This window comes from Polaromonas sp. P3_B1 (assembly GCF_056402935.1).
In genome coordinates, this window is sequence record NZ_JBFUGK010000005.1 from 89,759 (window position 1) to 113,398 (window position 23,640).

General features: G+C 65.9%; 23 protein-coding genes. 9 read left to right on the plus strand and 14 right to left on the minus strand.

From position 1 onward, the window contains the following. Positions 1-17 precede the first annotated feature (17 nt). On the plus strand, positions 18-1,613 hold the full coding sequence (locus AC1DXS_RS04525; protein WP_477736380.1) for a B12-binding domain-containing radical SAM protein: 1,596 nt from the start codon (positions 18-20) through the stop codon (positions 1,611-1,613). A gap of 27 nt (positions 1,614-1,640) precedes the next feature. Further along, positions 1,641-2,483, plus strand: coding sequence for a creatininase family protein (locus AC1DXS_RS04530; RefSeq protein WP_477736381.1), 843 nt, complete (start codon positions 1,641-1,643; stop codon positions 2,481-2,483). Positions 2,484-2,493: 10 nt separating this feature from the next. On the opposite strand, the gene AC1DXS_RS04535 is transcribed toward AC1DXS_RS04530, so the two are convergent. Beyond that, positions 2,494-3,915, minus strand: coding sequence for a hypothetical protein (locus tag AC1DXS_RS04535; protein ID WP_477736436.1), 1,422 nt, complete (start codon positions 3,913-3,915; stop codon positions 2,494-2,496). After that, positions 3,915-5,189: an SPFH domain-containing protein gene (locus AC1DXS_RS04540; RefSeq protein WP_477736382.1), complete on the minus strand. Its 1,275-nt coding sequence runs from the start codon at positions 5,187-5,189 to the stop codon at positions 3,915-3,917. Before AC1DXS_RS04540 ends, AC1DXS_RS04535 begins: the two co-directional genes overlap by 1 nt. A 211-nt stretch (positions 5,190-5,400) precedes the next feature. Between AC1DXS_RS04540 and AC1DXS_RS04545 the strand changes: the two genes are divergently transcribed. The 4 genes from AC1DXS_RS04545 to AC1DXS_RS04560 all read left to right on the plus strand — a co-directional run bounded on the left by AC1DXS_RS04545 (position 5,401) and on the right by AC1DXS_RS04560 (position 10,450). Beyond that, positions 5,401-6,111 (plus strand): response regulator transcription factor, encoded by a 711-nt coding sequence (locus tag AC1DXS_RS04545; protein ID WP_477736383.1) that lies wholly within the window; start codon positions 5,401-5,403, stop codon positions 6,109-6,111. Beyond that, a complete protein-coding gene (locus AC1DXS_RS04550) occupies positions 6,108-8,249 on the plus strand; it encodes a sensor histidine kinase (protein WP_477736384.1) in 2,142 nt (713 codons plus the stop codon). Before AC1DXS_RS04545 ends, AC1DXS_RS04550 begins: the two co-directional genes overlap by 4 nt. A gap of 185 nt (positions 8,250-8,434) precedes the next feature. Continuing rightward, on the plus strand, positions 8,435-8,893 hold the full coding sequence (locus AC1DXS_RS04555) for an Lrp/AsnC family transcriptional regulator (protein WP_477736385.1): 459 nt from the start codon (positions 8,435-8,437) through the stop codon (positions 8,891-8,893). A 219-nt stretch (positions 8,894-9,112) separates the two neighbouring features. Beyond that, positions 9,113-10,450, plus strand: a complete 1,338-nt coding sequence (locus AC1DXS_RS04560) for a PQQ-dependent sugar dehydrogenase (protein WP_477736386.1) — start codon at positions 9,113-9,115, stop codon at positions 10,448-10,450. A gap of 9 nt (positions 10,451-10,459) precedes the next feature. Here the strand turns inward: AC1DXS_RS04560 and AC1DXS_RS04565 are convergent, their stop codons facing one another. Beyond that, on the minus strand, positions 10,460-11,629 hold the full coding sequence (locus AC1DXS_RS04565) for a hypothetical protein (RefSeq protein WP_477736387.1): 1,170 nt from the start codon (positions 11,627-11,629) through the stop codon (positions 10,460-10,462). A gap of 95 nt (positions 11,630-11,724) precedes the next feature. Further along, a complete protein-coding gene (locus AC1DXS_RS04570) occupies positions 11,725-12,393 on the minus strand; it encodes a histidine phosphatase family protein (protein WP_477736388.1) in 669 nt (222 codons plus the stop codon). Positions 12,394-12,519: 126 nt separating this feature from the next. Between AC1DXS_RS04570 and AC1DXS_RS04575 the strand changes: the two genes are divergently transcribed. Then, complete coding sequence (locus AC1DXS_RS04575) at positions 12,520-13,353, plus strand: cupin-like domain-containing protein (RefSeq protein WP_477736389.1); 834 nt, start codon at positions 12,520-12,522, stop codon at positions 13,351-13,353. A 188-nt stretch (positions 13,354-13,541) separates the two neighbouring features. Then, positions 13,542-14,144, plus strand: coding sequence for a hypothetical protein (locus AC1DXS_RS04580; RefSeq protein WP_477736390.1), 603 nt, complete (start codon positions 13,542-13,544; stop codon positions 14,142-14,144). A 26-nt stretch (positions 14,145-14,170) separates the two neighbouring features. On the opposite strand, the gene AC1DXS_RS04585 is transcribed toward AC1DXS_RS04580, so the two are convergent. The 10 genes from AC1DXS_RS04585 to AC1DXS_RS04630 all read right to left on the minus strand — a co-directional run bounded on the left by AC1DXS_RS04585 (position 14,171) and on the right by AC1DXS_RS04630 (position 21,765). Next, positions 14,171-15,178, minus strand: coding sequence for a threonine dehydratase (locus AC1DXS_RS04585; RefSeq protein ID WP_477736391.1), 1,008 nt, complete (start codon positions 15,176-15,178; stop codon positions 14,171-14,173). Between the two features lie 55 nt (positions 15,179-15,233). After that, positions 15,234-15,872, minus strand: a complete 639-nt coding sequence (locus tag AC1DXS_RS04590; RefSeq protein ID WP_477736437.1) for a LysE family translocator — start codon at positions 15,870-15,872, stop codon at positions 15,234-15,236. A gap of 14 nt (positions 15,873-15,886) precedes the next feature. Beyond that, the gene (locus AC1DXS_RS04595) at positions 15,887-16,606 is read right to left on the minus strand and encodes a VOC family protein (RefSeq protein ID WP_477736392.1); all 720 of its coding nucleotides are present in this window, start codon (positions 16,604-16,606) and stop codon (positions 15,887-15,889) included. A gap of 3 nt (positions 16,607-16,609) precedes the next feature. Next, entirely contained in the window at positions 16,610-17,548 is a 939-nt protein-coding gene (locus tag AC1DXS_RS04600) for a PhzF family phenazine biosynthesis protein (RefSeq protein WP_477736393.1), read from the minus strand. A 34-nt stretch (positions 17,549-17,582) separates the two neighbouring features. Next, the gene (locus AC1DXS_RS04605; RefSeq protein WP_477736394.1) at positions 17,583-18,203 is read right to left on the minus strand and encodes a glutathione S-transferase; all 621 of its coding nucleotides are present in this window, start codon (positions 18,201-18,203) and stop codon (positions 17,583-17,585) included. A 21-nt stretch (positions 18,204-18,224) separates the two neighbouring features. Continuing rightward, a complete protein-coding gene (locus AC1DXS_RS04610; protein WP_477736438.1) occupies positions 18,225-19,418 on the minus strand; it encodes an aminotransferase-like domain-containing protein in 1,194 nt (397 codons plus the stop codon). Between the two features lie 124 nt (positions 19,419-19,542). Next, complete coding sequence (locus AC1DXS_RS04615; protein WP_477736395.1) at positions 19,543-19,872, minus strand: DHCW motif cupin fold protein; 330 nt, start codon at positions 19,870-19,872, stop codon at positions 19,543-19,545. Further along, the gene (locus AC1DXS_RS04620) at positions 19,869-20,216 is read right to left on the minus strand and encodes an antibiotic biosynthesis monooxygenase family protein (protein WP_477736396.1); all 348 of its coding nucleotides are present in this window, start codon (positions 20,214-20,216) and stop codon (positions 19,869-19,871) included. The genes AC1DXS_RS04615 and AC1DXS_RS04620 overlap by 4 nt, the downstream gene beginning before the upstream one ends. Next, entirely contained in the window at positions 20,216-21,157 is a 942-nt protein-coding gene (locus AC1DXS_RS04625; RefSeq protein ID WP_477736397.1) for a DMT family transporter, read from the minus strand. Before AC1DXS_RS04625 ends, AC1DXS_RS04620 begins: the two co-directional genes overlap by 1 nt. Next, positions 21,154-21,765, minus strand: coding sequence for a LysE family translocator (locus tag AC1DXS_RS04630; RefSeq protein ID WP_477736398.1), 612 nt, complete (start codon positions 21,763-21,765; stop codon positions 21,154-21,156). The genes AC1DXS_RS04625 and AC1DXS_RS04630 overlap by 4 nt, the downstream gene beginning before the upstream one ends. 120 nt (positions 21,766-21,885) lie before the next feature. Between AC1DXS_RS04630 and AC1DXS_RS04635 the strand changes: the two genes are divergently transcribed. Next, complete coding sequence (locus AC1DXS_RS04635) at positions 21,886-23,388, plus strand: aminotransferase-like domain-containing protein (protein WP_477736399.1); 1,503 nt, start codon at positions 21,886-21,888, stop codon at positions 23,386-23,388. Positions 23,389-23,640: the final 252 nt, after the last annotated feature.

The window sequence follows — 23,640 nt, forward strand, 5'->3', positions numbered from 1 at the left end:
ACTCCGATAATAGGGTCATGCCCCGTATTGTCCTCGCCACCCTGAATGCGAAGTACATCCACGCTTCGCTGGGCCTGCGCTATCTGCTGGCGAATATGGACAGGCATGGCGGACCCGGCCTGCGCGAAGCCACGCAGCTGCGCGAATTCGTGATCCAGCAGCGGCCCACGCAAATCGTCGAAGAGCTGCTGGCGCTGGAACCCGAGGTGATTGGCCTGGGCATCTATATCTGGAATGTGGTCGAGACCACGCAGGTCGTGCGCCTGCTCAAGGCCTTGCGGCCCGATATCAAGATCGTTCTGGGCGGGCCCGAGGTCAGTTACGAGACAGACCAGCAGGAAATCTGCCGCCTGGCCGACCATGTGGTCACCGGCTGGGGCGATGTGAGTTTTCCGAAACTGTGCCGCGCGTTGCTCCACGGCCCGCAGCCGCTCATGAAAGTGATAGCCGGCGAACAGCCGCCGCTGGAAACGCTGGCCCTGCCCTACAACGAGTACACCCCTGAAGACCTGGCCAAGCGCCTGCTGTATGTCGAAGCCTCGCGCGGCTGCCCTTTCAAGTGCGAGTTCTGCCTGAGCTCGCTCGACAAAACCGCGTGGGCTTTTGACCTGGACGTGTTCATGGCGGAAATGGACGCGCTGCACCTCCGCGGCGCGCGCAACTTCAAGTTTGTGGATCGCACCTTTAACCTCAAGGTCGAGAACTCGGTGCGCATTTTGCAGTTCTTCCTCGACAGGATGGCGCCCGACTTGTTTGTGCATTTTGAAGTCGTGCCCGACAGCCTGCCCGAGCGGCTCAAGGCCTTGATCGCGCAGTTCCCCGCGGGCTCGCTGCAGTTTGAAGTCGGCATCCAGAGCTTCAACCCCGAGGTGCAGCAGCGCATCTCGCGCAAGCAGGACAACGTCAAAACCGCCGACAACCTGCGCTGGCTGGTGACTGAAAGCCGGGCGCATGTGCACGCCGACCTGATCTTCGGCCTGCCCGGTGAAACCCTGGAAAGTTTTGCCGACGGTTTTGACCGCCTGCATGAACTCGCACCGCACGAAATCCAGTTCGGCATCCTGAAGCGCCTTCGCGGCACGCCCATCACCCGGCACACGGCGGAATTCGCCATGGCCTACGACCCGCAGACGCCGTACACCATCCTGCAAAACTCGACGATCGACTTTGCCACCATGCAGCGCATCAACCGCTTTGCGCGCTATTGGGAGATGGTCGCGAATTCGGGCCGCTTCGCGCGTGGGCTTGAACTGCTGCTGGCGCCGGGGTCGGCTTTCGGCAACTTCTTGCGCTTCAGCGACTGGCTGTGGCTGACCACCGGCAAGACGCATGAATTCGCATTTGAGAAGCTGGTGGACTTGCTGTTTGAGCACCTCACGGTGGCGCGCTGTCTGAAAGCTGAAGACGTGCGCGGCGCCTTGCTGGCCGACTACCTGGCCAGCGGTGCGCGCGGACGGCCGCAATGCCTGGCCGAGGCACTGGGTGCCGTGCGCATGACGTCTCCTTTGCGGGCTGGCCGGCAAGGCGCCGAGCGGCAAGGACGGCATTTGAATCAGCTGGCGGGGCTGGCGGGGCATAAGGAAGAGATTCAGAAGGCTGCCGCGGCGGCTTGAACCTGCGTAAATGGCTCAAAATACCTCATGACCACCCTATCCCCCAATCCTCATCGCTTCTGGTCCGACCTCCAAAGCCCCGACTTCGCAGGCCTGAACCTCGCCCGCTGCATTGCGGTGCTGCCGGTAGCCGCCACGGAGCAGCATGGCCCACACCTGCCGCTCAATGTCGATGCGACGCTGGTGGACGGCGTGGTCGCAGCCGCCTTGCCGCATCTGCCGGCCGCGCAGCCGGTCCTGTTTCTGCCCACGCAGGCCGTGGGCTTCAGTCCCGAGCACACGCGCTTTCCCGGAACACTCACGCTGAAATCCGAAACCGTGATACGCCTGTGGACCGAGCTGGCCGAATCGGTCGCGCAGACCGGCGTCAAAAAACTGGTGCTGCTCAATTCCCATGGCGGCCAGGTCGGGCTGCTGGATGTGGTGGCGCGTGACCTGCGGGCGCGGCTGGGCATGCTGGTCTACAGCGTGAACTGGTTCAACCTGCCGCTCACGGGTGAAGATGGGAAATCGGTGAACGATTTGTTCAGCGCCGAGGAGCACCGCTTCGGCATCCATGCCGGCGAGATCGAGACTTCCATGATGCTGGCGCTCAAGCCCGAGCAGGTCGACATGGCGAAAGCACAAAACTTCCGTTCCACGTCTCAAGACCGCGCTGAACAATTCAGCATCCTGGGCGACGGCCGCAGCGCCAAGCTGGCCTGGCAGATGCAGGACTACAACCCCCACGGCGCAGCGGGCGATGCCGCCGCCGCCACCGCCGAAAAAGGCCGCGCCTTGCTGGGCGCCGCGGGCCGCAGCCTGGCGCGGCTGCTGGTGGAAATCGACCAGCTGCCGGCCGATACGTTGAGCGACAAGACCGCGTTCTAAAGGAGCCGGTTTAGCGCAGGATCACCGTCTGTCGTTTCCACGCGGCATCCTGCCAGCGGAAGGCCGCCAGCGTGCCTGGGTCCCCGGCCTGCTTCTCGGCCGTCAAGGTATCCAGGCGGGCCACTTCAAAATTGCGGCGCAGGCGCCCGGCGATCCGGGTCTCGCGGGCCAGCAGCATTTGCGGCGCGCCGCGCACCCAGCCGGCGAATTCCACGTAACCCAATTCAGGGCCGTTGCTGGCGGGCGGCAGCACTTCAATCGTCCACTGGCCTGCGCTTTTGCGAAACACCCATAGCTCGCGCCAGGCGTCCAGCGGTTGCACTGCGAGCGCCAGGGCTTGGCCGTCGGGGTGGGCGCTGGCGGAGGCGGCCCAGACGATACCGAAAGTGCAGCGTTTGGCCACGGCGTCCTTGCCGGGTTTGCCGTCCGCCTTGTTTTCATACAGCGCCACGCAGGTTTCGCCGGCTTGTCCGGCTTCGGTGGCCAGGGTCAGTTTGGCGAAACGGGGCAAAGCGGTTTCGGCGGCCCAGCGCGAGGCGCCTACACGGATCGCCGCGTCGTTGTAGTCCTGTTTGTCGTTGTCAGTCAATTCAAGCTTGTTCACTGCGGCGAGTTCCGCCAGCGCGCGCTGGGCGGCTGCCGCGGGCGCGTCGCCCCGGCGTGCCTGCGCAAAAGCCAGGCTGGCGTGCACGCCGGCGCGGCGCAGGCGCAAGCGGTTTTTACTGACTTCGGGCAGTGCGGCGAACTGCGCGGCGCTGAGCTTGTCCAGCACCTCGGCGCGCCATTGGTCTTGCTGCAGGCGCTCCTGCGGATGCAGGTCGGGGCTCATGCAGTCGGGTCGGGTCAGGGCCAGGGCGGCGCGGGCGCGCTGCTCGGCGTCGGATGGCAAGGCCAGCACGCGGCGAAAGGCCTCGCCGTTGTAGCAAAGCTGCATGCTGCCGCCCTGCTCATAGCCATTGAAGCCCACGCCGTAAAAAGAGGCCACTTCCACGTGCGCGGAGATCACGTCGCTGGTCGCCTTGCCGTGCTTCAGGGAGGCGCGGCGCGCCAGGCGCTCGGCCATGGTGCCCAGCGCGTCGAAGGCTTCTGCGCCTATGGCCTCGGCCGGCGCAGCCTTGAGGTAGGCGGCGGTGTAGGCAATGCCCAGGGCCTCGGCGCCCGGGCTTTCGCGCAGGAAGCGCACCACCGACAGCAGCTGCGGCGCTTCCTCGGGCTGCAGCGAGACGGTGCGCACCTGGCTCACATGGATAAAACCCGCGCGTTCGCGCCTGTGGTCGTAGACCTGCAGGTAGTCCATGCGCTGGCCGCGGATTTCGAGCGCGTCGCCCTGCCACAGGGCGGCCTGCTGCGCGGCCGAGTCGCGGGGCGCCGCGCGCAGGCTGGCCTGGTCCTGCGTCACGATGGCCAGTGTGAGGAGTGCGGTGGTGATCATCATTCGGCCTCTTTGTCTTCTTGCGTTTCAGCGTCGCGGGGTGCCTGTGCTGCGGCGCGACCGGCTTTGGGCGCGCCGCCCAGCAGGCCCGCGCCCACAAAACCGCCGCTGGTGGAGGGCGGGGCGATGATGACGGTGATCTTGTCGCTGAGCTTGTCGGCCATGGTTTTCTGGATCAGCAGCGGGTGGCGTGTGACCAGCACGCCTTCGCGCGCCATCTGCTCGCTGTTGATCTTGCCCACGCGGTCCAGCCGGTAGGCTTCGGCGTCGGCCAGCTTCTGCCGCGAATCGGCCTCGCCCGCGGCCTCGATGCGCCGTGCCTGGGCGCTGCCTTCGGCCGTGCGTATGCGCGACTGTTTCTCGGCCTCGGCTTCGAGCTGGCGCTGCTCAATCTGCTTTTGCTTGAAGGGCAGCACATGCTTCATGGCTTCCTCCTGCGCCCGGGCCGCGATCACCTGCTCGTTGGCAGCGGCCTGCGCGTTGGTTTCGCGGCGCACTTTTTCGGCCATCGCGTCCAGCTCGGTTTCCTTGACGCGCTTTTCCTTCAGGGCCAGCGTGTAACGCATCTTTTCCGTGGCAAGTTCTTCAGCCAGCAGATTGTCCATCCCGTGGCGGTAGTCCGCAGGCAGGTCCACCTTGCCCATCTGCACCGTGCGCAGCAGGATGCCGTCGGCCGCCAGCTTGGGTTTGAGTTCAGCTTCGATGAGCTGCTGGATTTCGGCGCGCTTGCTCGAGAAGATTTCCCGCACGGTGTAGCGCGTGAAGATTTTGTAGATCACGCCTTGCACGGCGGGCTGCACGATCTGGCCGGCGATGTCGTCGGGCAGATTTTTTGACAGCGCGTTGACCTTGGCCGGGTCCAGCGCGTAGCGCACCGTGAGGTCCACGCCGAGCGACATGCCCTCGATGGACTGGAAAGGCGCGGGGCCGTCGGCACGGCTGCTGCCTTCGGGGCGATAGACCTGGTCGCGCAGCGAGAAGGTACGCAGTTCATGCAGGCCGGGCAGCAGCAACAACGAGCCTTCGCGGAACTCGTCGACGCCGCCCGTCAGCTGGTTGGTGCGGATGGCCACATCGCCGCGCGCCACCGACTCCATGGGCGGGTGCACCCACAGCAGGTAGCCGGCGGCACCCGCGGCGGCGGTGGCGATCATCAGGCCGCGGGCGCCGGCGGTGCGGCGCACGCCATCGGCGGCGATGCGGCGGGTGCCGTGCACCCCCCTGGAAAAGATGGCGCGGATGCGCAAGGCGATGCGGGCAAGGCGTGGGTTCATGATGGGGCTCCTCCGGTTGGTTTGGCGAGAGGCACAGGCTTGTGTTCTCTCTGGCCTCCATTGTTCGAAGCGGGCCCGGAGCATTCAATGCGCCTGGGCGGTGTCTTTGCGCGGTTTGGCGGCGGCATTCATCCGCCAACGGAAGAAACACTCACACGGCCGGGTGCGGCCCGCACCCATAATCAAGCCACCCCTTTACTTCGCACGACCCATGACCAAAATTGCCGTCATCGAAGACGATTTGCCCATGAGCAAGCAGCTCAAGGGCTGGATTGAATCGGCCCGGCCGGGCATACAGGTCGACCAGTGGTTCAACCGCGACGACGCCGAAGCCGCTATCGCCCGTGAGGGCTACGACGCCGTGGTGCTGGACATCGAGCTGGGGCGCGAGCGCCATGCCGGCGTGGCCATCATCAACGCCATCAACAAGCAGCGGCAGGGCACGCCGGTGCTGGTGGTGTCGGCCATGCCGGCCGCCATCTACCGCAGCATCATGAAAGCGCTGGACGCCTGGGACTACCTGCAAAAAACCACGTTTGAGGAAGCCGATTTCATCGAGACCTTCCTGGACATCCTGCGCAGCGCCAAGGCCAGGCCTGCGGGGAAGGCGCCGGCGGCGGATGGGCAGGAACTGCAGCTGGACCCGCTGCGCCAGAACACGGCCATCTGGCGCGGCCAGCGCGTGAATCTGCCGCTGACGGCGCAGCGCATCCTGGCGGCGCTGCATGCGCGGCGCGGCGAGGTGGTCAGCTATGAGGACCTTTACCAGGTCGTCAAAAGCGGCCGCAACCGCGACAACATCCGCAAGCACGTGAGCACCATACGCGACGCCTTCAAGGAAATCGATGCGTCGTTCGAGGGCATTGAGAACGTGCCCATGCGCGGCTTTCGCTGGGCCGAGGCGGCCGAGGGCAAGGCGTGAAGCTGCCGGCCGGGCTGGACGTCGAGCGCCTGCTGCCGGCGCGCGTGCCCTTCGGCCTGCGGGTTTTCTTTCGCGGTGCTTTTTTGCTGCTGGGGCTGGCCACCGTCGCGCTGGCCGTTGCCGTGCTGCAGGACGAAAAAGAGCGCAGCTACCGCAACTACCAGGACGGCTTTCGCAAGAACCAGGCGCAGATCGCCGCCAAGCTGCGCCATCCCACGGGCCAGCTGGTGCTGCTCAACCCCACGGCCTACGAGCATGAGGTGACGCCGCTGCGCCCGCTGGTGCTGCCGTTTTCGGCCCTTGATTTTGACGACCGCAACAAGGCCCAGCAGGCCGTGGAGATGGCCGGCTGCCTGGTGCAATACCGCGATGCGGCCTCGATGTGCGTGGCCGTGGGCAACAACCCCTTTGCCGGCGGCTTTATCTATGCCGTCGGCAGCTTCAACAGCGGGCCGCTAGTGTCGCACACCTCGGGCACGCTGGATCTGAGCCTGGCGCACCGCGCGCGCATCACGGTCGACATGCGCGGCCAGCGCTACCGCTGGATCGCGCCTTTCCAGGCCATGCAGGCCGTGGATGAGGGCCGCAACGCCTCGCCCTTTGCCAACACCCGGGGGCGGCTCGTGGGGTTTGCCGACGACGGCCCCCTCACGCCGGCCAGCCGGCCGGTGCGCGATTTTCGCGGCTGGCTCTGGCAGGACGGCCGCTGCGTCGATGGCGCGCCAGCGGCGGATCCGGACTGCGCGCGGCGCGCCTTTGTCAGCGTGCGCCTGCCGGTGGAGCTGTTTCGCGAGGCGCTGTTTGCCAAAGGGCCGGCCGGCATCGTCTGGCCCCCGGCCGACCTGGACCAGATCAAAGTGCAGGTGGAAATGCTGGCCCCTGGCGAGGGCAAGCCTCTGTTCGACAGCAATACGGCAGGCGCCACCGCGCCTTTTTCGTGGGCCGAATTGACGCCTTTGCTGTTGCCCGGGGAAAAGCTGCGCATACGCAAACTGGGCGCGGGTGGCGTCGGCAAGGACATCGTGGCGTTGTCCGGCGCCGAGGCCGCCGAGCGCTCCTCGCCGCTGATCGCCTGGCTGATACGCCGGCTGCAGGTCGAGGGCTATGACGCGCCCGTCACCAGCACCGATGTCATCAGCACGCCGCTGGGGCGCTATGAGCTTACGTTGACCGGCGACATCCGCAGCGTCAACAAGGCCCTGACGGCGGTCGCCACCCGCGTGTCCTGGTTTGTCGGCGGCATGCTGCTGGCCATTTTTGCGACCTGGCTGGCGATTGAACTGCGCATCATCCGCCGCATCACCGTGCTGACCCGCCGCGCCGCCACCGTGTCCAAGGGCGTGCGGGCCAGCGACAGCCTGGCGGCGGTGGACCTGGCCGACCTGCGCGGCGGCGACGAGCTGGGCGTGCTGGCCGGCGGCCTGCAGGACTTGCTGCAGCGCGTGAACGAAGACGTGCGGCGTGAGCAGATCCGCGTGGCGCAGGAGAAAGACACCTGGCATGCGGTCGGCCATGAAATCATGTCGCCGCTGCAGTCGCTGATGGTGCTGCACGGCAGCCCGGATGACCCGGCGCACCGCTACATCAGCCGCATGCAGCAAGCCGTGCGCGTGCTTTACGGCAGCGCTTCACCCAGCGAGGCCTTTGAGTCCACCGCCCTCAATGTGCAAACCCTGGACGCCAACGAATTCCTGTGCCATGTCGCACGCAACGCCGCGGCGGCCGGCATCCCCGGCGTGGCCTTTGAGCCCTTGGCCCAGCCGGTGACGGTGCGGGCCGATGAGTATTCGCTGGAGGACGTGGTCTCGCACGTGCTGCGCAATGCTGAACGCTACCGCCTGCCCGGCAGCCTGATCCGCATCACGCTGTCGCTGCAAGCGCAGGAGGGCGCCACTGCGCCCGAGGCGCTGATCGCCATCAGCAACCTGGGCCCGCGGATAGACGCCGGCATGCTGGACAAGATTTTTGAATACGGGGTGTCCGACCTGCCCGACACCGATGCCGGCGCACCGGGGCAACGCGGCCAGGGCCTGTTTGTCGCCAAGACCTATATGGCCAAGATGGGCGGCACCATCACCGTGCGCAACCTGGACGATGGGGTTTGTTTTGAATTGCGGCTGCAGTGCGCGGCTGCCTGAAAAAAAAGCCCCCAGCGAGCGGTAACTTGCTGGGAGCTTTGCCTTGCCAGACGGACCGGTAAGCCCGCTGCCATGGAAGAAAGTATCGCCCGGGTGCGGCCGAATAATTTGCTTGATTTGCTGCCGGATTTGCTGAATACAGATAAAAAATCTGCAAATTTCAAAAAATCAGATAAATTAGTTGCATGGACACTTTGGACCGGAAAATTCTTCAGGTTTTGCAGGCCGATGCACGCACCAGCCTGCAGGATATCGGCCAGGCCGTGGGCCTGAGCCCCTCGCCTTGTTGGGGCCGCATCAAAAAGATGGAGGAGGCCGGCGTGATCGAGGGCTACACGGTGCGCCTCAATGCGCAGGCCCTGGGCCTGGGCGACACGGTGCTGGTGCAGGTCACCCTGGACAGCCATTCCGACAACACGCTCGAAAAATTCGGCGAAACCCTGGCCGCGATTCCCGAGGTGATTGAGGCTTGGCTGGTGTCCGGCGAATATGACTATTTGCTGCGCATCGCGGTGCAGGACACCAAGGACTATGAGCGCCTGCTGCGCGAGCGGCTCTACAAGATCAAGGGCATACGCCACAGCAAGTCCAGCTTTGTGCTGCGCACGCTGAAGAAGGCCGACCTGCCGCTGTTGCCGGGGTAAGAACGATTTCCCCTCCCGTTCGCCCTGAGCTTGGCCTGTCCTGAGCCTGTCGAAGGGTCGAAGGGCTTCGACAGGCTCAGCCCGAACGGGGAGATGTGCAGGCTTGCGGGGTGGGCGCTGACAGCGCAGGAGGCGGGCGGCTGACAGCGTCCTTGGCGCGGCGGGCGCACACTGGTCGGGCGGCGCATTTGGTGCGGCGCGGCACCAGGGAGAATTTTTATGCGCGCCCCCGGCTTTTCCATCAAAACCTGGCCTGCGGCTGCGGCATGCGTGGCCATCGTGGGCGGCCTCGTAGCTTGCGGCGACACTGCCCTGCTGCCGCCCGAAGCCGGCATGGGTTCCAACCCCACGTTGCCGCAGCCCACAAAGAGCCTGATCCCCACCGTGCACATCGCACCGGCCGAGGGCTGGCCCGAGGGGCGCATGCCCACGCCCATGGCCGGCCTTGCGGTGACGCCCCTGGCGAGCGGGCTGGACCATCCGCGCTGGGTCTATGTGCTGCCCAATGGCGACGTGCTGGTGGCCGAGACCAACGCCCCGCCCAAGCCCGAGGACGGCAAGGGCCTGCGGGGCTGGTTCATGAAAAAAGTGATGGGCCGCGCCGGCGCCGGCACGCCCACGGCCAACCGCATCACCTTGCTCCGCGATGCAGACGGCGATGGCAAGGCCGAGAGCCGCAGTGTGTTCCTGGAAAACCTCAACTCGCCCTTTGGCATGGTGCTCGTGGGCAATGATTTTTATGTCGCCAACACCGACGCCGTTGTGCGTTTCCCTTACCAGCCGGGCCAGACCACCATCACGGCGGCGCCCGTCAAGGTGGTGGACTTGCCGGCCGGCCCCATCAACCATCACTGGACCAAGAACATCATCGCCAGCCCCGACGGCGGCAAGCTGTATGTGACCGTAGGCTCCAACAGCAACGTCGGTGAGCGCGGCATGGAGGCGGAAACCGGCCGCGCCGCCATCTGGGAGGTGGACGCCAAGACCGGCAGCCACCGCGTGTTTGCCTCCGGCCTGCGCAACCCCAACGGCATGGGCTGGGCGCCCGGCACAGGCGCGCTCTGGACGGTGGTCAATGAACGCGACGAGATCGGCAGCGACCTGGTGCCCGACTACCTGACTTCGGTGCGCGACGGCGTGTTCTACGGCTGGCCCTATAGCTATTACGGCAAGAACGTGGATGAACGCGTACGGCCGCCGCGGCCCGATCTGGTCGCCAAGGCCGTACCGCCCGACTACGCACTGGGCTCACACGTGGCGCCGCTGGGCATGGCTTTTTCGGAGGGCAAGGCGCTGCCGCCCTCGCTGGCCTCCGGCGTGTTCGTCGGCGAGCACGGATCCTGGAACCGCAGGCCGCACAGCGGTTACAAGGTGGTGTTTGTGCCCTTCGAGAATGGCTTGCCTTCGGGCTTGCCGGTCGACGTGCTGGGCGGCTTCCTGAGCCCCGAGGGCCATGCTTACGGCAGGCCTGTGGGTGTGGCCATGGACAAGCGCGGTGCGCTGCTGGTGGCCGACGATGTGGGCAATGCGGTCTGGCGCGTCAGCGCCTCCAAATAAGCCGAATCTTCAAACGGGCGGCAGCACCATGTCAGCCGTGCCGGGCCGCATCCAGCGCGGGTACTCGCGCGAGGTGTCTATGCAGCCGCCCGACTGGTAGACGCCTTTGGGCTCGCGCATGCGCAGCATCAGCTCCAGGATGCGCGCGGTCTCGGCAGGGTCAGCGACTGAGGCCTTGACGCCGGCTTCGACGATGCTTTCGTTGATGCGCAGCTCACCGGCGTCATCGGTGTACGTCGCATGCCGCCAGTGAAACAGCTCCAGGCATTTGGCCGTCAGCGTGTAGGGCTGCTCGCGCTTCCAGAAATTGGTGAACAGGCCGTTGCCGATGTAGAACACCCAGGAGCCTTCGTAACCCGAAACGTCGGACGAATGTTCGTCGGGGTTGCGGAACCAGAGACGATCACCGGGGACATAGTATTTCGGTGGCAGCGGTTGCTCCATGGAGCCGTACTCGCGCAGGAACACATCATGGAACTTGCCCGACATGATGGCGCGCCGCTCCCAGCGCTGCTGCAGGCCGGCCAGCAGGGCCGGGTTGCAGGCTTCGAGTTCCTGCGCGATGGCCAGCAGGATCACATACTCGGTCGCGCGGTAGCAGGAAAAGGAATACAGCTTGCCGGAGGCCTCAGGCTGGGTGGCTTTTTGCAGGGCCGGAATCAGCGCATGGCCGGGCCGCACGGTGAAGCCGTCGTCCTCTGAATAGGTCCAACAATCCTCGGGCCGGTTGACTTCGGTGGTGTGGAATTCCAGCGCCGTCTTGCGCGCGGCCAGCACGATGTTGCGGCGCACGCGCACCGCCGAGGCCAGCTCTTCATGGCTGGGAAACTCGAAGGCGATGGGACTGAGCATCATGGCCAGCAGGATTTCGCGCTCCAGGTCGTCGCTGCTGTTAACCGTGTCGAGTTGCAGTTTTTCGGCCAGGGACAGCGTGTCCAGGCCGGGCGCCCATTTTTCCGCCAGCCCGGCTTTGAGGCGAAACCGCCGCCCGCTGACGACGCCCTCGCTCGCGGGGAGTTCCGCGGTTTCCACCGCGTCCTGCAGGCCCAGCTGCTCGAGTTGCACCAGGAAGCTGTAGCTGGACGCGGCCAGTGCATCGGCACTGCCGGCGTGAAGATGTATGCCCGCGACGGCGAGGCTGGGCTCGATGCTGTGGATGGGGCTGGGGACGGCGCTCATGTGCCAAAGAGTATCTGTGCTTGCCCTTATCCCGGCAATGGTAAAAACACCACGTGGCCTCTTGCAGCTTGCGAGATTCTTACGCCGGAAGCGTTTCAGGCGTAGGTGATCCAGCTCGCGTGCTCGGGCGCGTCCAGGTGCGGCAGCGTGTTGTAGGTCACCAGCATGTGGCGCTTGGGCGTGAAGGCGAACTCGGTGAGTGAGCAGTTGCGTATGCGCAGGTTGAGTTCTATGGTGGTTTCCGGGCTGGTGCCCAGCACATGGCCGACCGCGGTCGAGATCGGCCCGCCGCTGGAGACCAGCAGCACATTGCCGCTGTGGGTGCTGCGGATGTGGTCCAGCACATCCGTGATGCCGGCGACGAATTCCGTGTAGCTTGGCATGCCCCTGGGGCTGACGACACCGGCCATCCACTGTGCCAGGCCGTCGCGCAGCAGCCGGAAATGACCGCGGTATTGCTCGGGCGTGGTGGGTTTTTCAAGCTTGTGCGGGTGTATCGCGCCTATGACGGCATGGCTGTCGTATTCATTGAGCCCGGGCCGTTGCTCGGCCTGCATGTCAATCCCCATGCCCTCGCAGATGCCGGCAAAGGTGTTGACCTGGCGCTGCAGCGTGCCGGTGTAGGCCGCGTCAAAAGCGATGCCCTTGTATTTGAAGTATTCCCCCAGGCGCACGCTTTGCTGGCGCCCCATGGGGCTGAGCACGTCGTAGTCGTCTTCGCCAAACGAGGCCTGGCCGTGGCGCACGAGATAGAGGGTTCCCATGCGCAAATTGTGACGAATCACCGGGCGCCCGCCAGTCGCCCGTGCGACCGGCCGGGCCGCACCGCGGCGCTCATGGTTTTGTCATGCCAGTGCCATACGCGGGCCCCATGCTTGGGGTCATTGCCGATGAATTCAAACATTCCGGACATCTCCCCCGGCTTGCTCGCGCCGGTCAACGAGCACCAGGCCCCTTACGCCGTGAGGCCGAATGCGCTGCATCCCTGCGTCATCCGTGGCGCGGCTGCGCAGTGGCCGGCGACGCAGCGCTGGACATTCGACCATCTCGCGACTCTGGGCAGAGACCGCCCTGTGACACTGGTGATCGGCAATCGCGAACTGGGAGAAACGGGTTTCGTTACCTCGACCTTCGACGCCTGCGTCGGCAGCCTCGCGTCCAAGGGGGCCATCTGGGGAGAGGGCGCCAGGACCGCGCACCTCAAGGAGTTTGACCTGCTTCGCGAATTTCCCGCGCTGCGAAACGACGTGGATATGCAAGCCCTGTTTCCCCCGCGCCACCATGTCGCCAGCAGCGCATGGATAGGACCGCGAGGCGCCCACACCGGCCTGCACTACGACCTGCTGGACAACCTGGCCGTGCTGCTGCGCGGGGCCAAGCGCTTTTACCTGGCGCGGCCCGGTGTCGTGCAAGCCCAAGGCGCCCTGTCTTCCAAGTACGACCGCTGGGCGCGGCTGGCCGACATTGGAATCCAGGAGCTCGCAACGCGCCGTCTGCCCGAGGCGTCGCTGTTTGTTGCCGACCTCCAACCCGGTGACGCCATCCATGTTCCCAAGGGCTGGTGGCATGAAGTCGTCAACCTGGAGAGCAGCATTTTTCTCAGCGGGTTTTTCGGGCCCATGCCGCATGTCGCCGGCCTTTGGCTTTCGACAGGAATACGCCAGCTCGTCCACGACGCCATGCCCTCTGCCGGCAGGCGGTGCACCTGCCATGCAGCCCGTTGAGCGAGCGCACCTGCCACCACTTTTTGACCTCAGGAAAGGAATCCGCTTTGGCGAAAACTCCAGCACCCCGGCCACGCCGGTTTACCACGCGATTTCTGCGGACGGACGACATACCCGCACTGCTGGCCCTCGAACGCAGGCAGTGGACGCCTGAACAGGCGGCGGGCCCTGCAGAATTCCGCGAGAGGATGCAGGCCCATCCCGATCTCTGTGGTGGCGCTTTCTGCGCCCATACCGGTGAACTGCTGGGCTCGGTCTTTGCGAAGCCCACCCATGATGCCGAATGGACCGACCCCGGCAGCTGGGCACAAAGTGCGAGCCTGGACGCCCAGCCCGCGGGGAAGCTGCCGCAACCAAAGGGAGCCCGCTGCATGTTCGGCATCAGCCTGACCAGCGTAGACCCCGGCGCGGCTATACAGCTTTTGGCCTTTTACTACCTCTACCTGCTCAAGCGCGGGTACCGCGAAATATTCCTGGGCTCACCCATGCCCGGGCTCAAGCGCCACCTGGAGCGCAACCCCGGCGCATGCGTGGAGGCCTATGCGCGGGCGACCCGCGCAGGACTGCCCGTGGACCCGCAACTGCGCTACTACCACGGCAAAGGCTGGAGGGAAATCGTCGCGGTTCGCGAAAATTATTTCCCGCATGAGGCCTCTTGCGATTACGGCGCCATCCTCAAGGCAAAAGTGCCCTTGCGGCACCTGGCCTTGCTGTTCAGGCTGGTTCCGGTGTCCGCGCTGCGAATGATCTCCGCCCTGGCGCCGCGTCTGGCAATCCCCGCGGGCCGTTGACCGGCGCGGGTGCACGCCGCGGCAACTCAGGCTTGAGGCCCGGCCAGTACATCCGCGAACACGGTCCGGTCCACATTGCCGCCGCACAAGGTGATGCCGACGACCTGTTCCTTGAGCTGCCCGCGTTCCTTCATGGCGGCGGCAAAACTCGCTGCGCCGGCACCCTCGGCCACATTGTGGGTGTCCGTGTAGAGGTCGCGCATGGCCTGCGCAACCTCGGTGTCGCTCACCTTCACGATGTGGTCCAGGTGCGGCAGCAGGATGCCGAGCGCGGCGGCGTCGGCAACGCGGCAGGCCATCCCGTCGGCCAGCTGCGTGGTGACCGGCGCCTCCACCACGCGGCCGGCAGCCATTGAATCGGCGTAGGTGGTGGCATGCGAACTTACCACGCCGACGATGCGCAGCTTGCGTTTCAAGGCCAGCTTCGCGGCAATCGCGGAGCACGCGCCCGAGCCCTGACCGATCGGCACATAGACCACGTCGAGCTGCGGCACGGCCAGCATGAGTTCCCACCAGTAGGTGCTGACGCCGCGCAGCAGGTCGGCATGGAAGCTGGGCACCATGTGGGCGCCGCGCTCGGCCGCCAGCGCCATGGCGAATTCGCGGCTTTCCTGGAAGTCCTGGCCGTGCTCGATCAAGCTCACGCCCAGCGCGCGCATGGCGGCGTTTTTCTCGACCGAGTTGCCGTGCGGGACCACGATGGTGCAAGCCACGCCGTGGGCGCGGGCGGCCCAGCCTATGCTCTGGCCGTGATTGCCGCGCGTGGCGCTGATGACTTCATTCGGCATCTCGTCACGCTGCTTGAGTGCCTCGAAATACGTGAGGCCGCCGCGCAGCTTGAAGGCGCCGACCGGTGTGTGGTTTTCGTGCTTGATCCAGCAGTCGGTGCCCAGGCGCTGGCTTGAGAGGCCCCAGCGGTATTGCGGCGTGGCCTGGAATTCGCGGTAGACGACGCGGGCCGCGTCTTCGATCTCGCGCAGCGAGGGCAGCAGGCTGTTCTCCAGCGCCGGCGCCTGGTCGAGGACGGCGCTCATTGGCTAGCCTCCGCTCTGCGAGCTGCGGTATTCGCCTTGGGAACGGCCCGGCGGCTCATGCGGCCGCCCGTTTTTCGGTCAGCAGGCGCAGCGCCAGCAGGCCCAGCACCGTGCCCATCACATACCGCTGCACGCGCATCCAGCTGATGTTGCGGTTCAGGAAGCCGGCAATCGCCGCGGCAAAGCAGATCAGTACCGTATTCACGCTGGTGCTGACGCTGATCTGCACCGCGCCCAGGGTCAGGCTTTGCAGCAGCAGGTCGCCGCGCTCGGGGTGCAGGAACTGCGGGAAGAAGGAGAGGTAAAACATCGCGACCTTGGGGTTGAGCAAGTTGGTCATAAAGCCCATGAGGAACAGCGTGCGGGGCGGGTCTTGCGGCAGCTCGCGTGTTTCAAAGGGTGCGAGGCCGCCCGGCTTGACGGCCTGCCAGGCCAGCCACAGCAAATAGGCCGCGCCCGCCACCTTGATCGCATCAAAGGCCAGCGGCACGGCCAGCAGCAGCGCCGTCAAACCAAAGGAAGCCGCCAATAGATGCACCACAAAGCCCAGCGCCACGCCGCTCAGCGACACCAGGCCGGCGCCGCGGCCTTGGCACAGCGTGCGCGAAATGCAGTAAATCATGTTGGGCCCGGGCGTGATCACCAGCACAAAGGCGGCGAGGGCAAACCAGGCGAGTTCGGTCGTGGTAAACATGGCATTCATAAGCTCTATATCCCCTTCGATTCAAGCGTGACAAGGCCGCGCGGCGTCTGCAGCGTGGCGATGAGGTTGGGCGGGCCCTGCGACAGGCCCACGCCAGCCAGGCTTATGGCCTCGTAGCCGGCGCGTAGCGCATCGGGCCGCGGGTGGCTGGCATGCAGCGACTGCAGGGTGACGCCCGAGGGCGCCATGTTTTGGGTGGGATGGGTCTCGCCCCATTGGATCAGTGTGGGCAGTGCGCCATAGAACAGGCGCTGGCCGTCTTCGCGCACGGTGATCTTCCAGGACAGCAAGCCTTGCGGCGTCATGCGCGAAGCCTCCAGCACTTCGCCGCGGTCCAGTCCCAGGCGGGCCAGCGCGCGCACCCCACCCTGTGCGCGGGTGGTGGAGGCCGCGAAGTGCACCAGCTGCGGGCCCCCCTTGCCCAGTTGCAGCTGCAGCTCCAGGTCGTCCAGGTCAAACCAGCGCCTGGCCGGCGCGGGGCGCGTGCAGGGTTTGCCGGGCTGGACGGCGATGATTTCAAAGTAGGCCGTGGGAAACGCCGGCGAGGCGATGCTGAAAAGCCGGTTGTGCGTGCCCATCAGCACATGCTCGCCGCCCGGCCCGGGCGTGATGCCCAGCACGCGTTCGCACCACTGCACACCCTGCTCCAGGCTGGCCGCAGCCACCACGAGGTGGTCGACCTGCGAGGCAAGCGGCGGGGATGCGGTGGTGGTTTCCGGGACCATGGTTCAGACCGTCACTTTTCCATCAACGCAAGTGACCGACTCGCCCCCAACCCAGACCTGTCCTGAGACTGTCGAAGCGGCCTGGCCGGCGGTATCACGCTCGAGATGCACCTGGCCCGCGCGGCCCAGGCACACACCCTGCGAAGCGGTGTAGCGCTCGGGCGCATGGCCCTCGGCGATCAGCCATTGCGCCAGGCTGGCGTTGAGGCTTCCGGTGACAGGGTCTTCGTCGACGCCTACGGGCGAGACAAAGGCGCGCACTTCAAAGTCCGGCGCAAAGGAAGGCGTGGACCTTGCAAAAGCCTTGGCCTCCCGGTTGGCCCGTCCTATCAGCGGCGCCGCTTCCTCATGGGGGTAACGGGCGACGACGCCTACCTTGGTTCCCAGCTTGGCCAGCGCCCTGTGGTCGGGTGAGAGGCTCAGCACGGTCTCGGGGCTGTCCAGCAGCAGCCCCAGCCAGAGCGGGCCGTTGTCCAGGCATTGCGCGGCCAGCACCTGGCTTGCCTTGAGCCCCAGCGCGGTGGCCACCTGGGCCAGCGTTGTGGGGCTGGGCGCGGTGCGCTTGAGGGCCGGCGCGGCAAAGGCCAGGCGCCTGGTGCCCGGCTCGCGGCGTATCTTGACCAGGCCCACTTTGCATTCCTGCACGATGAAGTCTTTGGAACGCGGCTGCCCGCCGGCCTCCAGCCAGCTATGGCAGCTGCCCAGCGTGGGGTGGCCGGCGAAAGGCAGCTCGCCGCCCGGCGTGAAAATGCGCACGCCGTAGTCGGCCGTTGGGTCCGTGGGCGGCAGCAGGAAGGTGGTTTCCGACAGGTTGGTCCATTTGGCAAAGCGCTGCATCGCGGCATCGTCCAGGCCGCTGCCGTCCAGTACCACGGCAAGCGGGTTGCCGTAGTACGGGGTGGGGGTGAACACGTCGACTTGCTTGAATGCACGCTGCTTCATGGGGGCTTTCAGGTTCCGGGGAGGGTTGAAGGTTTCAGGAGAGGGGAAGGTCGAGCACGCCGCGTGCGGCGGGCCGGGCCAGCAGGTTTTGGTACCAGCGGTCCAGGTGGGGCCGCGCGGCACGGGGCTGCGGAAGGCCGAACCAGCGGTGCATTTCGCAGCCCAGCGGGATGTCGGCCATGCCGAAGCGCTCGCCGCCTATGTAGGCATGGTCGGCCAGGTGCGCATCGAGCAAGTCCAGCAGCGGTTCGGTGGCGGCCACGGATTGCGCGATGAGGCCGGCATTGCGCTGCTCTGCGGGCGTACGTATCCATTGCACGAAGGCCGCGCGGCCGGCCGGGTTGAAGGTGGTTTGCTGCCAGTCCATCCACTGCTCGGCGGCAAAGCGCTGCGGCAGCGCCGTCGGGTAGAAATTGTCCGGTGCGTGCTTGGCGCACAGGTAGCGCACGATGACGTTGGACTCCCAGACCAGGACTTCACCGTCTTCCATCAGCGGCACCAGGGCATTCGGGTTCTTGCGGCGGTACCCGGCCTCCCTGACGATGCCGAACTGCCCGCCGGCGTCGGTGCGCTGCATCGTCAGCCCGAGTTCCTGCGCAGCCCAGACGACCTTGCGCACATTGATGGAGCTGATGCGTCCCCAGAGATGAAGCATGTCAGGTTCCTTTCGCGATCGTCATGCTGCCGCGCGCAGTGCAGGCGCACCGGCCGGCATCTGCTCGCGTATCGCCGCGGCCAGCGCGGCGATCCCGATGTTGATCTGCTCGACGCTGGAGGTCACGAAGGACAGGCGCAGGGTGCGGGCGTCGGCGTGGTCGGCATAGAAGGCCCAGCCGGGCACGAAAGCCACGTTGCGCTCCACGGCCTTGGGCAGCAGGTCGATGGCGTTCATGCCTTCGGGCAGGCGCGCCCACAAAAACATGCCGCCGGCCGGCGTGTTCCAGCTCACGCCTTCGGGCATGTCGCGCTGCATGGCGGCCAGCATGGCGTCGCGCTGCGATTTGTAGAGCGCGCGTATGGTCGGCACGTGGCGCTCCAGGAAGTTGTTCTTCATGGTCTCGACCACCATGCGTTGGTTGAAGCCGGGCGTGTGCAGGTCGGCCGCCTGCTTGGCCTGCAGCAGCTTGGGGTACAGCGACTTGGGCGCGACCATAAAGCCCAGGCGCAGGCCGGGCGCCAGGATCTTGGAGAAGGAGCCCATGTAGACGCAGCCTTCAGGGTTGCGCGCCGTCAGCGGCAGCGGCGGCGGGGTGTCGAACCACAGGTCGCCGTAGGGGTTGTCCTCGACGATGGGCAGGCCCAGGCGCGCAGCCTCGGCGCTCAGCGCGGCGCGGCGCGCTTCGCTCATGGTGCGGCCGGTCGGGTTCTGGAAGTTGGGCAGCACGTAAAAGAAACGCGCGCCCGCGGCTTTGGAAGCGAGGTCCTTGATGTCCACACCTTCCTCGTCGCTGGCCACGCCCACGACCTCGGGTTCCATGGGCGTGAAGGCCTGCAGTGCGCCCAGGTAGGTGGGTGTTTCCACCAGCACGCGGCTGCCGGCGTCTATCAGGATTTTGGCGATCAGGTCCAGGCCTTGCTGGGATCCGGTGGTGATCAGCACCTGCGCCGGGTCGACATCCCAGGGCAGCATGGCAGCCACCATCTCGCGCAGCGGTGCGTAGCCTTCGCTGGCGGCGTACTGCAGCGCGGCATGGCCGTCTTCGCGCAGCACCTTGTCACAGGCTTCACGGAAGGCGGCAACCGGAAAAGTCTTGGGCGAGGGCAGGCCGCCGGCAAAACTGATGATGCCGGGCTTCTCGGTGACCTTGAGGATCTCGCGGATCACCGAGGGGTTCATCTTGTGGGCGCGCTGCGCCTGGGTCCATGTCATGTCGCTCATCTCACTCTCCTCCTTGGGGGCCGCATCGGGCGGCCCGGCTCACACAATGGTTGAAAAAATACATGATCGCAGCCTGGTGGTTTTGCGCAAGAGACCGCTCATGCGATACGGCTGCTCAATCCACCACAAACAGGGTCGCGCCCAGCGGCGACGTCGAGCGGTGCGCCTCGGCCTGGTCGGCCACCTGGTAGCTCATGCCGGGCTCCAGCGTGAAGCGGCGGCCGTCTTCGAGCTCGGTGTGCAGCTGCCCCTGCAGGCACAGCAGGATGTGGCCTTTTTTGCACCAGTGGTCGGACACATAGCCCGGCGTGTACTCGACCATGCGCACGCGCACGTCGCCGAACCTCTGCGTGCGCCAGAAGGCCTTGCCTTCCAGGGCTGAATGTTCGGTGCGGGCTACGGCGGACCAGTCCGTCGTGCCGAAAGGGATGTTGCTGATGTTCATGCTGCCTGGGCCGGTTTGCGAGCGCGTTCGTTGGGGGTGATGTGCGCGATGGTGCCGTCGCCGTAAGAGCGCAGTACCTGCGAGATGACGATGTGAAAGCCCTTGTACCACTGGGTGTACTGGCGTTTGGCTTCCAGGTGCTTGGGGTGGGCCGAGAAGGCGCGCAGCGCCTCCTGGTTGTCCCAGAAATAGGTCGCGTTGCTGCGCGCGCCGTCGGGCGAACGCCAGGTTTCCGCGCCCAGGTAGCCGGGCGTGGCGTGGGCGGCTTCCTCGATCAGCGCGTCCAGTGCGTGGAAGCGCTCGTCATAGGTGCCGGGCTCAAAAATAAACGAAGCGCAGTACATCAGGTCTTCCTCGGGTTCAACAGAGAAGCGTGCATGGCGGCCGGCTGGTGCACCGGCATTTTTTTGCCGATGAACACGGTGGCGATCACGGCCAGGCCGAAGCCTACGGTCACAGCGTCCAGGCGCTCGCCCAGCAGCGGCACCGCGAACAGCATGGACAAAAACGGCTGCAGCAATTGCACCTGGCTCACGCGCACCGTGCCGCCCAGCGCCAGGCCGCGGTACCAGGCGAAAAAGCCCAGCCACATCGAGAACACCGCGACGTAGCCGAAGCCCCACCAGGCGGATGGCCGGATCGCTTGCGTCGGCCAGCTCCAGGCGCCAAGGGGCAAGGTCAGCGGCAGGGACAGCACCAGCGCCCAGCAGATCACATGTTCGGCCCGCATGCGCTGCGAGAGCCTGGCGCCGTAGCCATAACCGACAGCGGCGCACAGCACCGCTGCCAGCAGCAGGAGGTCGGCCGGGCTGATGGCCAGGCTGGCGCTGTTGCCCGAACGCAGCATGGCAAAGGCCACCACCAGCGCACTGCCCAGGGCCGCGCACAGCCAGAAGCCGGTAGACGGCCGCTGGCGGTGCAGCAAAGCGCCCACGGCGGCGGTGGCCAGCGGCAGGGCGCCGATGATCACGGCGGCATGCACGGCTTCCACGTGGCGCATGGCGATGGAGGTGAAAAGCGGAAAGCCGAACACCACGCCGCCCGCCGTCGCGGCCAGCGGCCACCAGTCTTCGCGCCGGGGAAAAGGCGCTCGCGTGGCCAGCAGGAACACCGCCGACAGGCCCGCGGCCACCACGGCGCGGCCCAGCGCGATGAAGAGGCCGGACATCTGCGGCGCATCGGGCGTGCCCACGGCCAGCCGCGTCATCGGCAGCGTGACCGAGAAGATCACGATGCCCAGCAAGCCCAGCCACAGCCCTTTGGTGATTTGCGCTTGGGAGTTCATATAAAGAGCATCCAGACCGCGGTGGCCACCAGCACGGCCGCCATGACGTAGTTGAACCAGCGCAGGCGCAGGCCGCTGCCGTCGGGACCGCAAAGCCAGTCGCGCAGCAGCGAGCCGGCGAGGGCATACACCAGGTTGCTCACGAAGGCGTAGGCCAGCATCACGGGCAGCACGATGGCCAGGCGCATGCCCGGCGCCTCGCGGCCGGCGATCCAGCCGCTCACAATGGCCAGCGCCAGCATCCAGGCCTTGATGTTGACGAACTGCAGCGCGGCGCCCTGCCAGAAAGTGACGTTCAGCCGGGCCGCGTCGGCCTCGCTGAGCTGGCGCGAGCGCGCGACCTTGAAAGCCAGCCACAGCAGGTAAGCCACGCCGACGACCTTGACGGCCCAGCTCAGCAGCGGAACCGCCAGCACCAGCGCACCCAGGCCCAGCGCGCACACCAGCAGCAGCGCACCCCAGCCGACCGGCACGGCGCAGACAAAAGGCAGCGCGCGGCGCAAGCCGTGGTTGGCGCCCAGCGCGGTGGACAGCGTGGTGTTGGGGCCGGGCGAGAAACTCATCGCCGTGGCCAGCACCAGTAAAGCCGTAAATTCTTGCCAGTTCATGCTTCTCACTTTATAGTTGAAAGCAGTACACCACCAATACAGTTATCGGTACAAATTCCAAAACTGTACTGGTCAAATAGTCAGCACACGCCCTTGTAGAGAGCGACCAAAGGCCCTGCCATGTTGATGAAAGCCGCCTCCCAGTCTTTGACCGAACAGCTCTCGGCGCGTTTTGCCGAGCGCATCCGCAGCCGCTTGCTGGCGCCGGGCGCGCGCCTGCCTTCGGTGCGGCTGTGCGCCGAGCAGCAGGGCGTGAGCGTGTCCACCGTGGTGGCCGCGTATGACCAGCTGCTGGCGCAGGGCCTGGTCGTGGCGCGCAAGAACCGCGGCTTTTTTGTGCGCGATGCGTCCTTGAATGCGGCATTGGCTCCCGCGCTCGGGGCGGCGGCCGGGAGCGCAGCGGGAAAGCACACGGCAAAGCAGGCCGGCGACCAGGCCGCGGTTGACCTGGCGCCGTTGGGCGCCTGGAGCACCGCCAGCTGGATGGCCGCGCGCCAGGCGCCGGTCGACGCCACGGCCTTGATACGCGGCATGTTCCACAAGGTCAGCAACAAACCGCAGCCCGGCATGGGCGTGTTTCCGCCGGAGTGGCTGGAGACCACCTTCATGCCGGCGGCCGTGCGCAAGGTGACCAGCGTCAGCGCGCTTCGGGATTTTTCGCTGCAGTACGGCGAACCCATGGGTGACAGCGGCCTGCGCCGCGCACTGTCGCAAAAACTGAGCGCGCTCAATGTGCATGCGGTGCCCGAGCAGATCATCACCACCGTGGGCGCCACCCATGCGCTGGACATCGTGAGCCGCACCTTGCTGCGCGCCGGCGACTGCGTGATGGTGGAGGAGCCCGGCTGGGCCGTGGAATTTGCCCGGCTCGATGCTTTGGGCATGCGCATCCTGCCGGTGCCGCGCCGCGCCGACGGGCCCGACCTCGAGGTCATGGCCCAGTATTGCGAGATCCACCAGCCCAAGCTGTTTGTCAGTGTCAGCGTGTTCCACAACCCCACCGGCTATTGCCTCACGCCGGGCAGCGCCCACCGCGTGCTGCAGCTGGCGATGCAGCACAACTTCCACATTGTTGAAGACGACACCTACAGCCACCTGGCGCCCGAACACGCGACCCGGCTGTGCTCGCTGGACGGCCTGCAGCGCACGATTTACGTCAGTGGTTTCGCCAAAATCCTCGCGCCGGGCTGGCGCGTCGGCTTCATGGCCGCGCCGCCCGACCTGGTTGAACGCCTTCTGGACACCAAGCTGCTGGCGACGCTGACCACGCCGGCCCTGCTCGAAAAAGCGCTGGCCTGGTGCATAGACCAGGGCCAGCTGCGCCGCCACGCCGAGCGCATACGCACCCGGCTCGATGCCGCGCGCGCCCGCAGCGTCAAGCTGGCCATCGCCCACGGCTGCAGCTTCGCGACCGAGCCGGCAGGGCTGTTCGGCTGGGTGGACACCGGTGTCGACACCGATGCGCTGGCGCAGCGCATGCTCGACGAAGGCTACCTCATTGCTCCGGGCGCCCTGTTCCACGCGGTGCGGGCGCCGAGCACGCTGATGCGGATCAATTTCGCCACCACGCAAGAGGCGGCGTTCTGGAAAGTGTTTGCCAGGCTTCGGGACGCGGTCAAGTAGCCGGGTCTTGCGCCGGCTTTCGCTCCTCTTCTCTTCCCCTGCTGAGGGTTGCTGCCGGACAAGGTCCGGGCTGGCAACCCTGGCAAGTCACCACCCCAAATCAAGACTCTCCAAGTCGTAGTTGTAACAACTACCTCGGATTTTGTAACGGCACCTCGATTTCAGCAAAAACAAGGCCCGATTTCGCCTGGGAATTGTGGTTTTTGTGATTTTTTCACGAAAACACCCCTCGCATACTTGTGACTATCTGTA

Coding starts and splice junctions, on each gene's coding strand:
- AC1DXS_RS04575 (WP_477736389.1), top strand. CDS start 12,520: ATGAATTCAAACATTCCGGACATCTCCCCCGGCTTGCTCGCGCCGGTC.
- AC1DXS_RS04610 (WP_477736438.1), bottom strand. CDS start 19,418: ATGACATGGACCCAGGCGCAGCGCGCCCACAAGATGAACCCCTCGGTG.
- AC1DXS_RS04630 (WP_477736398.1), bottom strand. CDS start 21,765: ATGAACTGGCAAGAATTTACGGCTTTACTGGTGCTGGCCACGGCGATG.
- AC1DXS_RS04585 (WP_477736391.1), bottom strand. CDS start 15,178: ATGAGCGCCGTCCTCGACCAGGCGCCGGCGCTGGAGAACAGCCTGCTG.
- AC1DXS_RS04600 (WP_477736393.1), bottom strand. CDS start 17,548: ATGAAGCAGCGTGCATTCAAGCAAGTCGACGTGTTCACCCCCACCCCG.
- AC1DXS_RS04595 (WP_477736392.1), bottom strand. CDS start 16,606: ATGGTCCCGGAAACCACCACCGCATCCCCGCCGCTTGCCTCGCAGGTC.
- AC1DXS_RS04565 (WP_477736387.1), bottom strand. CDS start 11,629: ATGAGCGCCGTCCCCAGCCCCATCCACAGCATCGAGCCCAGCCTCGCC.
- AC1DXS_RS04525 (WP_477736380.1), top strand. CDS start 18: ATGCCCCGTATTGTCCTCGCCACCCTGAATGCGAAGTACATCCACGCT.
- AC1DXS_RS04615 (WP_477736395.1), bottom strand. CDS start 19,872: ATGAACATCAGCAACATCCCTTTCGGCACGACGGACTGGTCCGCCGTA.
- AC1DXS_RS04590 (WP_477736437.1), bottom strand. CDS start 15,872: ATGTTTACCACGACCGAACTCGCCTGGTTTGCCCTCGCCGCCTTTGTG.
- AC1DXS_RS04580 (WP_477736390.1), top strand. CDS start 13,542: ATGCAGGCCCATCCCGATCTCTGTGGTGGCGCTTTCTGCGCCCATACC.
- AC1DXS_RS04545 (WP_477736383.1), top strand. CDS start 5,401: ATGACCAAAATTGCCGTCATCGAAGACGATTTGCCCATGAGCAAGCAG.
- AC1DXS_RS04620 (WP_477736396.1), bottom strand. CDS start 20,216: ATGTACTGCGCTTCGTTTATTTTTGAGCCCGGCACCTATGACGAGCGC.
- AC1DXS_RS04535 (WP_477736436.1), bottom strand. CDS start 3,915: ATGATCACCACCGCACTCCTCACACTGGCCATCGTGACGCAGGACCAG.
- AC1DXS_RS04635 (WP_477736399.1), top strand. CDS start 21,886: ATGTTGATGAAAGCCGCCTCCCAGTCTTTGACCGAACAGCTCTCGGCG.
- AC1DXS_RS04605 (WP_477736394.1), bottom strand. CDS start 18,203: ATGCTTCATCTCTGGGGACGCATCAGCTCCATCAATGTGCGCAAGGTC.
- AC1DXS_RS04555 (WP_477736385.1), top strand. CDS start 8,435: ATGGACACTTTGGACCGGAAAATTCTTCAGGTTTTGCAGGCCGATGCA.
- AC1DXS_RS04570 (WP_477736388.1), bottom strand. CDS start 12,393: ATGGGAACCCTCTATCTCGTGCGCCACGGCCAGGCCTCGTTTGGCGAA.
- AC1DXS_RS04540 (WP_477736382.1), bottom strand. CDS start 5,189: ATGAACCCACGCCTTGCCCGCATCGCCTTGCGCATCCGCGCCATCTTT.
- AC1DXS_RS04560 (WP_477736386.1), top strand. CDS start 9,113: ATGCGCGCCCCCGGCTTTTCCATCAAAACCTGGCCTGCGGCTGCGGCA.
- AC1DXS_RS04530 (WP_477736381.1), top strand. CDS start 1,641: ATGACCACCCTATCCCCCAATCCTCATCGCTTCTGGTCCGACCTCCAA.
- AC1DXS_RS04625 (WP_477736397.1), bottom strand. CDS start 21,157: ATGAACTCCCAAGCGCAAATCACCAAAGGGCTGTGGCTGGGCTTGCTG.